This window comes from Metapseudomonas otitidis, from assembly GCF_011397855.1.
Taxonomy (GTDB): domain Bacteria; phylum Pseudomonadota; class Gammaproteobacteria; order Pseudomonadales; family Pseudomonadaceae; genus Metapseudomonas; species Metapseudomonas otitidis.
The window spans coordinates 4,811,532-4,825,062 of the sequence record NZ_AP022642.1 but is presented as its reverse complement, the minus strand read 5'-3'; the positions used below and the strand labels follow the sequence as shown (position 1 = coordinate 4,825,062).

The 13,531-nt window shown below is 68.3% G+C and carries 11 protein-coding genes; 8 read left to right on the top strand and 3 right to left on the bottom strand.

What is annotated here, in order from left to right; genetic code table 11:
• Positions 1 to 37: 37 nt before the first annotated feature.
• Complete coding sequence (locus PotMrB4_RS22330) at positions 38 to 415, bottom strand: hypothetical protein (RefSeq protein WP_172434513.1); 378 nt, start codon at positions 413 to 415, stop codon at positions 38 to 40.
• Between the two features lie 425 nt (positions 416 to 840).
• Here PotMrB4_RS22330 and PotMrB4_RS22325 point away from each other — a divergent pair, with 425 nt between their 5' ends.
• From PotMrB4_RS22325 to PotMrB4_RS22290, 8 genes are all read left to right on the top strand, one after another.
• Positions 841 to 1,332, top strand: a complete 492-nt coding sequence (locus PotMrB4_RS22325; RefSeq protein WP_172434512.1) for a hypothetical protein — start codon at positions 841 to 843, stop codon at positions 1,330 to 1,332.
• Between the two features lie 250 nt (positions 1,333 to 1,582).
• Positions 1,583 to 2,650 carry an efflux RND transporter periplasmic adaptor subunit gene (locus tag PotMrB4_RS22320; protein ID WP_232060757.1) on the top strand — a complete coding sequence of 356 codons (1,068 nt, stop codon included), beginning with the start codon at positions 1,583 to 1,585 and terminating at the stop codon, positions 2,648 to 2,650.
• 15 nt (positions 2,651 to 2,665) lie between these two features.
• Positions 2,666 to 5,803, top strand: coding sequence for an efflux RND transporter permease subunit (locus PotMrB4_RS22315; RefSeq protein WP_172434510.1), 3,138 nt, complete (start codon positions 2,666 to 2,668; stop codon positions 5,801 to 5,803).
• A gap of 1 nt (position 5,804) precedes the next feature.
• Positions 5,805 to 7,250: an efflux transporter outer membrane subunit gene (locus PotMrB4_RS22310; protein ID WP_172434509.1), complete on the top strand. Its 1,446-nt coding sequence runs from the start codon at positions 5,805 to 5,807 to the stop codon at positions 7,248 to 7,250.
• A 187-nt stretch (positions 7,251 to 7,437) separates the two neighbouring features.
• Complete coding sequence (locus PotMrB4_RS22305; RefSeq protein ID WP_172434508.1) at positions 7,438 to 8,838, top strand: FAD-dependent oxidoreductase; 1,401 nt, start codon at positions 7,438 to 7,440, stop codon at positions 8,836 to 8,838.
• Positions 8,839 to 8,947: 109 nt separating this feature from the next.
• Positions 8,948 to 9,772, top strand: coding sequence for a helix-turn-helix transcriptional regulator (locus PotMrB4_RS22300; RefSeq protein WP_172434507.1), 825 nt, complete (start codon positions 8,948 to 8,950; stop codon positions 9,770 to 9,772).
• Positions 9,773 to 9,964: 192 nt separating this feature from the next.
• Positions 9,965 to 11,041: a polyamine ABC transporter substrate-binding protein gene (locus PotMrB4_RS22295; RefSeq protein WP_172434506.1), complete on the top strand. Its 1,077-nt coding sequence runs from the start codon at positions 9,965 to 9,967 to the stop codon at positions 11,039 to 11,041.
• 56 nt (positions 11,042 to 11,097) lie between these two features.
• Positions 11,098 to 11,661, top strand: coding sequence for a hypothetical protein (locus tag PotMrB4_RS22290; RefSeq protein ID WP_172434505.1), 564 nt, complete (start codon positions 11,098 to 11,100; stop codon positions 11,659 to 11,661).
• On the opposite strand, the gene PotMrB4_RS22285 is transcribed toward PotMrB4_RS22290, so the two are convergent.
• Both PotMrB4_RS22285 and PotMrB4_RS22280 read right to left on the bottom strand, forming a co-directional pair.
• Positions 11,627 to 12,703: an ATP-binding protein gene (locus PotMrB4_RS22285; RefSeq protein ID WP_074973251.1), complete on the bottom strand. Its 1,077-nt coding sequence runs from the start codon at positions 12,701 to 12,703 to the stop codon at positions 11,627 to 11,629. The two genes, PotMrB4_RS22290 and PotMrB4_RS22285, sit on opposite strands and share 35 nt — an antisense overlap.
• Positions 12,700 to 13,443, bottom strand: coding sequence for a response regulator (locus PotMrB4_RS22280; protein ID WP_232060756.1), 744 nt, complete (start codon positions 13,441 to 13,443; stop codon positions 12,700 to 12,702). Before PotMrB4_RS22280 ends, PotMrB4_RS22285 begins: the two co-directional genes overlap by 4 nt.
• Between the last annotated feature and the right edge of the window lie 88 nt (positions 13,444 to 13,531).

The following is a 13,531-nucleotide window of genomic DNA, read 5'->3' as shown; positions in this document are numbered from 1 at the left end:
AATCTCTCCAGAGGGTGACGGTAATTCAGCGGGCTGCTCAGCCCTTGTAGCCTTTCTCGACCAATTCCGTGGTCACTTCCTTGGCCGCCTGCACGCACTCTTCGTGAGTGCTGTCGAGGAACCTCAGGAAATGCCAGGCACCGTCCTTCTTCATCGCGAAGCCTTGCATGTCGCCGGTGTCCTGGCCGTCGGCCCGGACGCTGTTGACGGTCTGGCAGGCGGCGATGCCGTCGATTTCGGTGAATTCACCGAACTTGTAGACGTCCTTCACCAGCAGGTTGTCGATCACCACCTTCTGGACTTCGGATTCGGAGGAGTTGCAACCACCGAGCACGGCGGCGAGCCCCACCGCGACGGCGCAGCGGAGCAGGTTGGCAGGGGTGGAGCGGCGTTTCAGGGCGTGGAAAACAGTCATGACGCAATCATCCATGTGGGTTCTTGTTGGGCGTGGAGCGCCTGGTTGTCACTGCAAATTCACAGAAGAAGTTGTTTGTCGAGGTTCACTCCCGCTCGGGAACGCTATTTTCCAGCCACGACGAAAAGCCACGACTTGGCGGCAGGATCAGCGGAATTCAGGGGGATTTTGCAGATACTCGCGAGGGTGTTTCTGGGTCGCTTTGTACTTGCAATCCTTTGCAACACTTGTACAGCGAAGCGGAATCTGACAGGGGCGTAAGAAATATTCAACGGAAATCGTATGACAATCTGAAGGCCGTCACAGCGGCAGAGTGGCCATCGATGCCACGCCGAAGTTTCGTTTCGTGGTCTGGTGAGCCACTCAGTCTTTCGAATACGCTGCTGCGCTTTACCGGGAGCTTTTGATTGTTGGGAGTTAGTGACGTGCAGCCCTTGATTGGTATTGCGAGTGTCCAGTTCTCCATCTCAATGCCCGATCTATACGAGTGGATCGACGACACCAAATACCTCACGGCAGCCTGGCGAGACATTGCTCGGTACGTCGGTGTCAATCCGGATGCATTGACTGGCCTATGGGATCTCTATTTCGAACGTACCAAGGTCGGGGAGGGCGACTTGCATGCCTTTCTGGGGCATGACGAGATGCACGACGTGCTGATTTTTGACCTGTATCGGGAAATCACCGACCAGATGGACATCATTGAAGTGACCGCCCGGGTGGCCCGAGCACGTATGAACGGGCTCAGGAAATTGCTGCGGGAAGCCTTCGACCAGTCGAGTTGCCAGCTCGGCTATCGGGAGACGTGTTCGGATTTCGGAGTGGTGCGGGCCCTTGATCCTGGCTCCTACCCCAAGGTGATTGAAGAAACCCGCTATGCACAGCAGTTGAGGATATGGCTGGGCAAGCCGGCCTGAGGTGCTCCCCTCTGCTTTTGACGCACGCCCCGCCCCGCCTCCACACGATCTCCACAAAACCTCGAATCAATCCCAACGGTGGGCCGCCAGACTCGCGTTTTCTGGGCTTTCGGCCGTTCTGGCCGGGGCCGTTCATCCGTGAGGGCAGTGGGTCATGGGATTGCTGAAGGGGCGGCTGCGTGCCGTGTGGATCGGGGTATTCGCGTTTGGTCTGGCGGGGTGTGAGCCGTCGCCAACGGCGGAGGAGGGCATGCCGCCGGCGCGGGTCACGGTGATGACCCTGGCGCCGACCGAGCTGGTGGTCGACGAGGACCTGCCAGGGCGTGTCGCGGCCCTGCGCACGGCGGAGATCCGCCCCCAGGTCAGCGGCATCCTGCAGCGCACGCTGTTCAGCCAGGGCGCCGAGATCCAGGCCGGGACGGCGCTGTTCCAGATCAACCCGGCGCCCTTCAAGGCCGAGGTGGAAACCGCGGCCGCCGCCCTGCAGCGTGCGCGCGCGGTGCTGGAGCGTGCGCGCATCCAGGCCGAGCGGTTGGCGCCGCTGGTGCGGGCCGAGGCGGTGAGCCGGCAGGTGTATGACGACGCCGTGTCCCAGCGCGAACAGGCGGCGGCCGACGTGGCCCAGGCCCAGGCGGTGCTGGCGCGACGGCAGCTGGACCTGCGCTTCGCCACGGTGGAGGCGCCGATCTCCGGGCGCATCGACCAGACCCTGGTCTCCGAAGGGGCACTGGTGACTTCGACCGATGCCTCGCCCATGGCCACCCTGCAGCAGATCGACCAGGTGTACGTGGACGTGCGCCAGTCCGCCGCCTCCCTCGAACGCCTGCGCGAGGCGCTGGAGACGCGGGGCGGGCCCGGCGATGGCGGGCTGCCGGTGCAGATCCTCGGCAGCAGCGGCAAGCCCTACGACCTGCACGCACGCATCCTGTTCTCCGGCATCAATGTCGATGCCGGCACCGGCGATGTGCTGCTGCGCGTGCTGGTGGACAACCCCGAGCGGCGCCTGTTGCCGGGCATGTTCGTGCGGGCGCGGGTGGTGCGGGCGCATTACCCGGCGGCCCTGGCCGTGCCGCAGCAGGCGGTGGTGCGCGCCGGCGAGGCGGCCAGCGTGTGGGTGATCGACGAGCAGCAGCAGGCCAAGCGGATCGCCGTCGAGCTGGGCGAGCTGGTGGACCGCCGCTACCGCATCGCCGCCGGCCTCGGTGCCGGCCAGCGGGTGGTGGTGGAAGGCATCGAGCGCCTGGAGGAGGGCGCCGCCGTCGACCCGCGCCCCTGGCAGCCCAGTGTGGCCGCCGGGTTGGCCGCCACCGCGCACTGAGTCGAGGAGACGACCATGCCGCAGTTCTTCATCGAGCGCCCGGTGTTCGCCTGGGTGATCGCCTTGTTCATCGTGCTGTTCGGGATGATCGCCATCCCGCAGCTGCCGATTGCCCGCTACCCCTCGGTGGCGCCGCCGTCGGTGACGCTCTACGCCTCCTACCCCGGCGCCACGCCGCAGACCCTGGACGACTCGGTGGTGAGCCTGATCGAGCGCGAGCTGTCCGGGGTCAAGAACCTGCTCTATTTCGAGTCCTCGGTGGACACCTCCGGCTCGGCGCAGATCACCGCCACCTTCAAGCCCGGCACCGACCCCGAGCTGGCCCAGGTGGACGTGCAGAACCGCATCAAGGCGGTGGAGCCGCGCCTGCCCCAGGTGGTGCGGCAGAGTGGCCTGCAGGTGGAGTCCGCGGCCTCCGGCTTCCTGATGATGGTGGGCATGACCTCGCCGGACGGGCGCTTCGACGAGGTGGCGCTGAACGACTACCTGGCGCGCAATATCGTGCAGGAGCTGCGGCGCATCGACGGCGTCGGGCGCGTGCAGCTGTTCGGCGCCGAGCAGGCCATGCGCATCTGGGTGGACCCGCACCAGCTGACCGCCTACGGCCTGACCATGGGTGACCTGGCCCAGGCCATCGAACAGCAGAACGCGCAGATCGCCCCCGGCCGGGTCGGCGACGAGCCGACGCTGCCCGGCCAGCGGGTGACCGTGCCGCTGACGGTGGAGGGGCAACTGTCCAGCCCGGAGCAGTTCGCCGCCATCGTGCTGCGCGCCGGCGCCGACGGCTCGCGGGTGGTGATCGGTGACGTCGCGCGGGTGGAGCGGGGCGCGCAGTCCTACGGCTTCGCCAACCGCGAGAACGGCGTGGCGGCCACCAGTGCGGCCATCCAGCTGTCGCCCGGGGCCAACGCCGTGCGCACCGCCCAGGCCGTGCGCGACCGGCTCGCCGAGCTGGCGCCGAGCATGCCGGCGGGCATGGGCTATTCCGTCCCGTTCGACACGGCGCCCTTCGTCAAGGTCTCCATCGAGAAGGTGGTGCAGACGCTGTTCGAGGCCATGGTGCTGGTGTTCCTGGTCATGTACCTGTTCCTGCAGAACGTGCGCTACACGCTGATCCCGGCCATCGTCGCGCCCATCGCCCTGCTGGGCACCTTCGCGGTGATGCTGGTGGCGGGCTTCTCCATCAACACCCTGACCATGTTCGGCATGGTGCTGGCCATCGGCATCATCGTCGACGACGCCATCGTGGTGGTGGAGAACGTCGAGCGGCTGATGGCCAGCCACGGCCTGTCGCCGCGGGAGGCCACTGCGCGGGCCATGAAGGAGATCAGCGGCGCGGTGGTGGGCATCACCCTGGTGCTCACCGCGGTGTTCATCCCCATGGCGTTCGGCTCCGGCTCGGTGGGGGTGATCTACCAGCAGTTCACCCTGTCGATGGCGGTGTCGATCCTGTTCTCGGCCTTCCTCGCGCTGACCCTGACCCCGGCGCTGTGTGCCACGCTGCTGCACCCGGTGGCGCCCGGGCACCACACCCGGCGCGGCTTCTTCGGCGCCTTCAACCGTGGCTTCGAGCGGCTGACCGAGCGCTACACCGGCGGTGTGGCCGGCATGGTCGCCCACAGCGGGCGGATGATGGCGGGCTTCGCCGCGCTCTGCGGCGTGCTGGCGCTGGCGGCGTACCAGTTGCCGTCGTCCTTCCTGCCGGAGGAGGACCAGGGCTACTTCATGACCTCCATCCAGCTGCCCACCGGCGCCACCGCCGAACGCACCCTGGACGTGGTGCGCACCTTCGAGGCCCACGTGGCCAGCCGCCCGGCGCTGGAGGCGAACCTGGTGGTACTGGGCTTCAGCTTCTCCGGCTCCGGCCCCAACGCCGCCATGGCCTTCACCATGCTCAAGGACTGGGACCAGCGCGACGGCGCCACGGCCGGCGAGGAGTCGGCCCTGGCCCAGGCGGCGATGGCGGAGATTCCCGAGGGCACGGTGATGAGCCTGCTGCCGCCGGCCATCGACGAGCTGGGCACTTCTTCCGGTTTCACCCTGTTCCTCCAGGACCGCGCCGGCCGGGGCGAGGCGGCGCTGCGCGAGGCCCAGGCGCAACTGCTCAAGCTGGCGGCGCAGAGCAGCGTGGTCAGTGATGTGTACCCGGACGGCCTGCCGCCGGGGCCGAGCATTCGCCTGGAGATCGACCGGCGCAAGGCCGAGGCCATGGGCGTGTCGTTCGCGGCGGTGAGCAGCACCCTGTCGGCGGCCATGGGCTCGCTCTACGTCAATGACTTCCCCAATGCCGGGCGCATGCAGCAGGTCATCCTCCAGGCGGACGCCGCCGCGCGCATGCAGCTGGACGACGTGCTCGGCCTGCGGGTGCGCAACGCCGCCGGCGGCATGGTGCCGCTGCGCGAGGTGGTGACGCCGATCTGGACCGAGTCGCCGCAGCAGATGATGCGCTTCCAGGGTTTCCCGGCGGTGCGCATCGCCGGCGGCCCTGCGCCGGGCGTGTCCAGTGGCGATGCCATGGCCGAGATGGAGCGGCTGGTGGCGCAGCTGCCGGCGGGCTTCGCCGTGGCCTGGACCGGGCAATCCCTGCAGGAGCGCCAGTCGGCGGCCCAGGCGCCGCTGCTGATGCTGCTCTCCGCGCTGGTGGTGTTCCTGGTGCTGGCGGCGCTGTACGAGAGCTGGTCCATCCCACTGTCGGTGATGCTGGTGGTGCCGCTGGGCCTGCTGGGCGCGGTGGCGGCGGTGATGCTGCGCGGCCTGCCCAACGACGTGTTCTTCAAGGTGGGGATGATCACCATCATCGGCCTCTCGGCGAAGAACGCGATCCTCATCGTCGAGTTCGCCCGCCAGCTACATGCCGAAGGCCGCAGCCTGGCGGAGGCGGCGGTGATGGCGGCGCGCCTGCGCCTGCGGCCGATCCTGATGACCTCGCTGGCCTTCACCCTCGGCGTGGTGCCGCTGATGCTCGCCTCCGGCGCCAGCGCCGAGACCCAGCACGCCATCGGCACCGGGGTGTTCGGCGGCATGCTCAGCGGCACGCTGCTGGCGGTGTGCTTCGTGCCGGCGTTCTTCGTGTTCGTCATCGGCCTGCAGGAGCGCCTCGGCGCCCGGCGGGCCCGACGCACCGCCCCCCAATCCCCGTGCGAGGAGGCCTGAGATGCGCCTGTTGATCCCGCTGGCCCTGGCCGCGAGCCTTGGCGCCTGTTCCCTGGTGCCGCCCCTGGAGCGGCCCGCACTGCCGGTGCCGACGCAGTTCCCGCAGCTGGCGGGCGCTCCGTCCGTCGCGGCCGCGCCGCTGCCGGGCTGGCGTCGCATGTTCGGCGACCCGCGCCTGCAGCGCCTGATCGAGCAGGCGTTGGAGCAGAACCGCGACCTGCGCCTGGCCGCCCTCAATGTGGAGGCGACCCAGGCGATGTTCCGCATCCAGTCTTCCGCGCGCCTGCCTTCGGTGGCACTGGAGGCCAACCAGACCCGCGAGCGGGCCCTGGCGGCCGATTCCAGCGAGCGCTCCAGCCGCACGGTGAGCAAACAGGTGGGGGTGAACCTGGGCGTCAGCGCGTTCGAGCTGGACCTGTTCGGCCGCGTGCGGGCGCTCTCCGATGCCGCGCTGGCGCGCTACTTCGCCAGCGAAGAGGGGCGTGACGCCGCGCAGGTGGCGCTGGTGGGGGCGGTGGCCGATGCCTACTTCGCCCAGCAACTGGCCGCCGAGCAGCTGCAACTGGCCGAGCAGACCCTAGCGGACTGGCAGCAATCCCTGGCCCTGGCGCGCCTGTTGAAGCAGGCCGACCAGAACAGCGCGCTGGACGTGGCTCAGGCCGAAGGCCAGGTGGCCACCGCCCAGGCCGATCTGGAGGCGCGCCGACGTGCCCGCGCCCAGGCGGATAACGCCCTGCAGCTGCTGGTGGGCGGTGAACTGCCGACTGATCTGCCGCCGGCCCTGTCCCTGGCGCAGCAGCCGTTGCTCGGCCGCCTGCCGGCAGGGTTGCCGTCGGAGCTGCTGCTGGCCCGCCCCGACCTGCGTCAGGCCGAGCAGGTGCTGGAAGCGGCGAACGCGGACGTCGGCGCGGCGCGGGCGGCGTTCTTCCCGCAGATCTCCCTGACCGCCTCCTTCGGTTATGCCAGCACCTCGCTGGATGGGTTGTTCGACCCGTCCCGGCAGGTCTGGCGCTTCGCCCCGCAACTGACGGTGCCGCTGTTCCAGGGCGGGCGCTTGCGGGCGGAACTGCGCCTGGCCAAGGTGCGCAAGTCCGAAGCGGTGGCGCAGTACGAGCGGGCCATCCAGATCGCCTTCCGCGAGGTGGCGGACGCCCTGGCGGGCACGGCCACCTTCGACCGGCAGATCGACGCTCAGCTGCAGGCCGTCAGCGCCGCCGAGCGCCGGCTGGACCTCTCCGGCCAGCGCTACCGCGCGGGGCTCGATGGCCGGCTGGAATTGCTCGATGCCCAGCGCCAGCTGTATGCCGCGCGCCAGGCACTGCTGGAGCTGCGCCGGGAGAAGACCAGCAACGCCGTGGCCCTCTACAAGGCCCTGGGCGGTGGCCTGAACGCGCAGGATGGGGACGCGCCGGCGTCGCTGGCGGGGGTGTATGCCGGGCGTGGCTGAGTGGCGCGGCCGGCGCTCGCGCCGGTTTGCGCTTTACTGATGCGCTCCACCTGTTCTCCACACAAGCTCGAACGAATGGCAATGCAGGCCCCTCAGACTGGCACCGATCGGCCTCGCCCGGTCCGGTGCCTGCCTATGCGGGGGCCATGGCGGTGTGAGGCCGCAAGTTGAATTCTTGAGGTGATACATGAAGCGTCGACATTTCATTCTGGCTGCAGGCAGTTTGCTGGGGGCGTCCCTGCCCCTGTCCCCCGTGTTGGCCAATGGCCTGGGAACCCAGGGCCAGCGCGCAGGGCGAGCGGACCCGGGGCAGGCCGATGTGCTGGTGATCGGTGCCGGCATCGCCGGGCTGGCCGCCGCTCGCAAACTGCACGATGCCGGGTACCGGGTGATCGTCCTCGAGGCGCGCGACCGCCTGGGGGGACGGTTGATGACCCACCAGGCGTGGGACGGGATCAATGTCGACCTTGGGGCGACCTGGATCCACGGGGCCGGCCCCAACAACCCCATTGCGCGGCTGGCCAAGCAGGTTGGCGCGCGGTTGGCCACCACCAGTACCGATCGCACCGAGACCTTCGGCAGCGACGGCCATCGCTACGACGACGATGAGGAGGAGGCGCTGGAGGCGCTGCGGGAAGCCATCGAGGAAGCCATTGAGCAGACGCAGGACAGCGACGAGGACCGTCCGCTGGGTGATGCCGTGCGCGAGGAGATGGACTACCGGTCCCTGGGGCTGGCCCAGCGTCGGCAGGTCGACTTCCTGCTCAACACCACCTACGAACACGAGTACGGCGAGAGCGTCCAGGCGCTTTCCCTGCACACCTTCGACAGCGGCGGTGAGTACGCCGGCGACGAGGCATTGTTCCTGGACGGCTACCGGGTGCTGGTGGAGCACCTGGCCAAGGGGTTGGACATCCGTCTGGGTCAGGTCGTCAGCGCCATCGACAGCGAGGGCGAAGGCGTTACCGTCCGCGTCGGCGGGCGCAGCTACCAGGCTGCCCAGGTGTTGCTGAGCGTGCCGCTGGGCGTGCTCAAGAGCGGGGCGATCGACTTCTCCCCGGCGCTTCCGCCCGAGAAGACCCGGGCCATCGAAGGACTGGGGGTCGGGGTGCTGAACAAGTGCTGCCTGAAGTTCCCCGAGGCCTTCTGGGACACCCGGACGGACTGGATCAACATGGTGCCGGAGCAGCATGGGCAGTGGGCTGAGTGGGTGAGCCTGGCGCGGGCGACCGGTGCGCCGATCCTGATCGGCTTCAACGCGGCGGACTTCGGGCGCGAGATCGAGGGCTGGACCGACGAGGCGATCGTGGAGGACGCGATGACGCGCCTGCGAGCGGTGTACGGCCCGGACATCCCGCAGCCCAGTGACTGGGCGATCACCCGCTGGGCGAGCGATCCCCATGCGCTGGGCTCCTACTCCTGCAACGTGGTGGGTTCCACGGTGCCGATGCGCAACGACCTGGCGTCGCCCGTCGACGGCAAGCTGTTCTTCGCCGGCGAGGCCACCGACGAGTCCTTCTACCAGACGGTGCATGGCGCCTATGCCTCGGGCCTGCGGGCGGCGAACGAGCTGATGCAGGCGAGCTGAGCCGCGCCGCTGGTCAACAGGCCGCCCCTGCAACGGGGCGGCCGCTGACCGGGATGGACTCCGTTGACTATCATCCGCGCGAACTGTCCGCCATCACGAGTCACCCGCCATGACTGCCACGACCCACCTGCCGGACGACGCCGAGCAGACCGAGCTGACGCGCAAGACCATCCTGCTCTACCGCGAAGGCTGGCGGACTGGTGACCTGGAAGGGCTCCTGAAGCTCTACCACCCCGACGTGGAGTACCACGACTACTCCAGCAACCGCCTGATGCGCCTGCCGGAGCTGAGGGCGTTCGTCTACGAGAGCCTGCCGCGCCTGAGCGGCGAGCTGCTGGAGCACACCGACCGCATCCGCATCGACGGCCACACCGCGTTCATCCAGTACCGCATCTGCCTGCATGGCAGCCGTGGCCTGGTGGCCTTTCGATCCAGCGAGGCGATCACCGTGTGCGATGGCCTGGTCTGGCGGGTGAACGAGTACGCCAACCTGGAGCGCATCGAGCCGGATGGTTCCACCGCATCGGACAGCCGCCCGGCGCTGAGCCGTCTGGGGCTCTCGCCCCGGCAGATCGGGATCATGGCGTGCGACCTGGAGAACTACTTCCAGCACCAGCGCCCCTACCTCGACCCCGACCTGGACCTGCAGCAGGTGGCCGCCGCCACCGGCTACACGCGCAACCAGATATCCCACCTGCTCAACCAGGTGCTGGGGCAAAGCTTCTATCGCTACGTCAACCAGGCACGCCTGAACCACCTGCTGGAGCGCTTGCACCAGAGCCCCGAGAGCGGGCGTGTCGACGACTGGGCCTTCGCGGCGGGGTTCAACTCCCTTTCGGCCTTCTACAAGTGCTTTCGCGAGCGCATGGGCATGACCCCCAAGGCCTACCAGGCGCAGCTTTCCACGCGGGCCCGCGCGCAAGACAAGCCCTGAGCGGCTTCATTAGCCTCGAACGCGCCGGGCCAGTCGCGCCGGTGCCGTTCCGGGCCCGTGCCCGCTCGTATCCAGGGTGCTCTCTTCGTCGGCGCGATGCGCTAGGCGGTCTTTGCAGACCGGCTTCGCGGTGCGTTGCAGCCGGCTTTTCAGTGACTGCAGACAACAAGAAAACTCCCCCGAGGTGGCGTCATGCTGAAAAAACTCATTCCCCTCCTGCTGCTGGCCAGCGCAAGCCAGGCAGCCGAGGAAGTCCGCGTGTACAACTGGAGCGCCTACGTGGCCGACGATACGTTGGCCAGGTTCACCGCCCAGACGTCGATCGGTGTGCACTACGACGTCTACGACAGCAACGAGATCCTCGATGCGAAGCTGATGGCCGGGCACTCCGGCTATGACGTGGTGTTCCCCTCCAACCACTTCATGGTCCGGCAGATCCAGGGCGGTGCGCTGAAGAAGCTGGACCGCTCCAAGCTGCCGAACTGGAAGAACCTCGACCCCCGGCTGCTCAAGGCCACGGCGGTGAACGACCCGGGCAACCAGTACGGCTTTCCCTACGTCTGGGGCACCACCGGCATCGGCTACAACGTGGACAAGGTGCGCGCGGTACTCGGCGCCGATCACCCGATCGACAGCTGGGACCTGATCTTCAAGCCGGAAACCCTCGCCAAGCTTTCCACCTGCGGCGTGGCGGTGCTGGACAATGCGCCGGAGCTGCTGCCCATCGCCCTGCACTACCTGGGGCTGCCGCACCACAGCACGGAGCCGGAGGACTACAAGAAGGCCGAGGCCTTGCTCAAGCAGATGCGCAAGCACGTCACCTACTTCCACTCCTCGAAGTACGTCACCGACCTGGCCAATGGCGATGTGTGCCTGGTGGTGGGTTTCTCCGGGGATGTGCTGCAGGCGGCGGCCAGCGCCAATGAAGCGAAGAACGGCATCCACATCGAATACATGGTGCCGAAGGAGGGCTCGACGACCTGGTTCGACATGGTGGCCATGCCCGTGGACGCCAAGGATGAGGATGCCGGCTACGCCTTCATGAACTACCTGCTGCAACCCGAGGTGATGGCCTCGGTCACCAATGCCATCAAGTACGCCAATGGCAACCAGGCGGCGGACGCCCTGGTGGACCCGGCCATCCGTGCGGACAACAAGGTGTACCCCTCGCCGGAGGTCTTCGGCACGTTGTTTGCGCTCGAGGCCGTTCCGCCGCGTATCGACCGGCTCCGCACACGGATCTGGAACAGCGTGATCACTGGGCACTGACCGCCAGGCCCCGCTCCGCGCGAGGTTGGGGCCACATTTGCAACAGGTGTAGCGCGATGCACACACAACACCCCGCCACGCCGGCGGAGGCCACTGGGCACGGGACCGCTGCGGCGTGTGAGGCGCCGCTGTTCTACCCGCGCCTGCTAGCGCTGCTCGAGCCGTGCCAGGCTTCCCCCCGGCTCGCGCTCCGGCGGCAGGTCCGGCGCTTGCTGCGGGCGCAGGGCCCCCGTGAACAGGCCCTGCGCTGCCTGGCGATCGAGGGGGTGGATATCGTCACCGCCGCGCTGCTGGCCGGCGCCTATGGGCAGGGCGAATTCAAGAGTGCCGGCGCCTACATCGCCTTCGTCAACAGCGGGCGCGCCAGCCCGCTCCGGGAGGCGCCGCTGCACGGCCAAACCCACCACCTGTTGCTGACGGCGGCACGGACCGCCCGCCGCTCGGTGGCCTGGCGCGAGCGCTACCAGCTGTGCAGACGGCACGGCCGCACCGAAACCCAGGCACTCAAGGGGCTGGCACGGCATCTGGCGCGGTTGGCGTTCAGCCTGATGGAAACGCGGGGTGACTACCTGCCTGGGGGACGCATCAGCCGCTCACGCCACCCCGCACCGGCCAACTGAGGCTGAAGGCGGTGCCGCCGAGCGATGAGGGGTGGCAGGTGGCGTGGCCTCCGTGGGCTTCGACGATGGCCCGGACCACGGACAGGCCAAGGCCACTGCCGCCGCTCTTCCGCGAGCGGGAGGGGTCGCCCCGGCGAAAGGCCTCGAACACCAGCGCGGCGGTTTCGGCCGGCAGGCCCGGGCCGCTGTCCTCGACGCTCACCCGGCAGGTGCCGTCCTCGATGTGGGCGTGGATCTTCAGCGCGCCCGGCTCGGCGTACTTCAGGGCGTTCTCCAGCAGGGCCATCAGCGCCTGGCGGATGCGGAAGGCATCGCACTCCACCTGGGCGCGGGCGGGCACCTCCAGCTGCAGCACGAAGCCCTTGGCCTCCAGGCTGGAGGTGAAGGCCTGGGCGATGCTGGTGACCTCCTGTGCCAGGTCGGTCGGGGCCAGCTCCATCTCCAGGTGGCCGCTGTCATTGAGGCTCACCACGCGCAGGTCTTCGATGAGCCTGCCAAGCCCTTCCACCTGGCGCAGCAGCCCTTCGAATATCTCGTTGCTGGGGGTGAAGACGCCTTCGGTCAGCCCTTGCAGGCGGCCACGGAGGATGGTGACCGGGGTTCGCAGCTCGTGGGCCACGGCGGCGTTCCAGAACTGCTGCTCGCGGGTCATGCCCTCCAGGCGTTCGGCCATGGTGTTGAAGTCGTGCACCAGTTGGGCGGTTTCCCCCATGGCGTGTTCGTCCAGCGTGGCGCGGGCCTGCAGGTTGCCCTGGGCCACCTCCCGCAGGCTGTGGGCCACCGAGTTCAGCGGGGTGAGGATGCGCCGGGAGAGCTGGAAGGCCACGTAGCCGGCGATCACCAGCGCAGCGAGGATCGTGGCCAGCACCCAGGCCAGTTCGGTGCGCGTCGGCGGCCAGGTCTCCGAGATGCTGCTGGGCTCGTAGGCATAGAGCACTTCGTAGAAGGCATAGGTGCCGACGATGGAGATGAGCATGATGCCCAGCGCCATGGTGCACAGGGACAGGATTATCTGCCGGCGCAGGCCCGGGGTGCGGCTCATGCTTCGCCACCGAAGCGGTAGCCGACGCCACGCACGCTGGTGGGTACGCCCTGGATGCCCAGCAGCTCCAGCTTCTTGCGCAGCTTGCTGATGTGGCTGTCCACCGTGCGCTCCTGGGTGTCGCCCTCGGGCAGGCAGGCCTCCAGCAGTTCGCCACGGCTGAACACCCGTCGGGGGGCGCGCATCAGGCTGGTGAGCAGCTTGAACTCGGTGAGGGTGAGGTCCAGCAGGTGCCGCTGGCCGGCGCACTCCACGCTCGCTTCGTGGTTGTCCAGGTCGATACGGAAGGCGCCGACACTGAGCACCCGCGAGCCCTCGGCGCGGGTGGCCTTCGCCCGCCGCAGCACGGCCTGCACCCGCGCCACCACTTCCGCCGGGTTGAAGGGCTTGACCACGTAGTCGTCCGCGCCGATGCGTAGCCCGGTCAGCTTGTCGATGTCCTGGTCCAGTGCGGTGAGCAGGATCACCGGGGTGTCGCCGCGATGGCGGATCTCGCTGAGCACCTGCCAACCGTCCAGCAGCGGCATCTGCACGTCCAGCAGCACCAGGTCGGGCTTCTGGTTGTGGTGCCGGGCCAGTGCGTCCTGCCCGTCCCTGGCGTGGACGGTGCGCAAGCCGCTGCGCTGGAGGTAGGCCGCGAGGATCTCGGCGATCTCCACTTCGTCTTCGGCAATGAGAATGAGGGCGTCGGCGGGTTTGCTCCGCATCGCGGCGGTCGAGTCCATAGCACGCTGGTTCATGGAAGGCCCCTGTGTGTTCAGCGGCGCATTATCGCGCCAAACACGGGGGCGGACACCAACGGCGTCGCACCGATCTCAAGGTGCTGCG

Excerpts from the sequence above, each read along its gene's own strand:
- PotMrB4_RS22330 (WP_172434513.1), bottom strand. The coding sequence starts at position 415 with ATGACTGTTTTCCACGCCCTGAAACGCCGCTCCACCCCTGCCAACCTG.
- PotMrB4_RS22320 (WP_232060757.1), top strand. The coding sequence starts at position 1,583 with ATGCCGCCGGCGCGGGTCACGGTGATGACCCTGGCGCCGACCGAGCTG.
- PotMrB4_RS22315 (WP_172434510.1), top strand. The coding sequence starts at position 2,666 with ATGCCGCAGTTCTTCATCGAGCGCCCGGTGTTCGCCTGGGTGATCGCC.
- PotMrB4_RS22310 (WP_172434509.1), top strand. The coding sequence starts at position 5,805 with ATGCGCCTGTTGATCCCGCTGGCCCTGGCCGCGAGCCTTGGCGCCTGT.
- PotMrB4_RS22305 (WP_172434508.1), top strand. The coding sequence starts at position 7,438 with ATGAAGCGTCGACATTTCATTCTGGCTGCAGGCAGTTTGCTGGGGGCG.
- PotMrB4_RS22300 (WP_172434507.1), top strand. The coding sequence starts at position 8,948 with ATGACTGCCACGACCCACCTGCCGGACGACGCCGAGCAGACCGAGCTG.
- PotMrB4_RS22295 (WP_172434506.1), top strand. The coding sequence starts at position 9,965 with ATGCTGAAAAAACTCATTCCCCTCCTGCTGCTGGCCAGCGCAAGCCAG.
- PotMrB4_RS22290 (WP_172434505.1), top strand. The coding sequence starts at position 11,098 with ATGCACACACAACACCCCGCCACGCCGGCGGAGGCCACTGGGCACGGG.
- PotMrB4_RS22285 (WP_074973251.1), bottom strand. The coding sequence starts at position 12,703 with ATGAGCCGCACCCCGGGCCTGCGCCGGCAGATAATCCTGTCCCTGTGC.
- PotMrB4_RS22280 (WP_232060756.1), bottom strand. The coding sequence starts at position 13,443 with ATGAACCAGCGTGCTATGGACTCGACCGCCGCGATGCGGAGCAAACCC.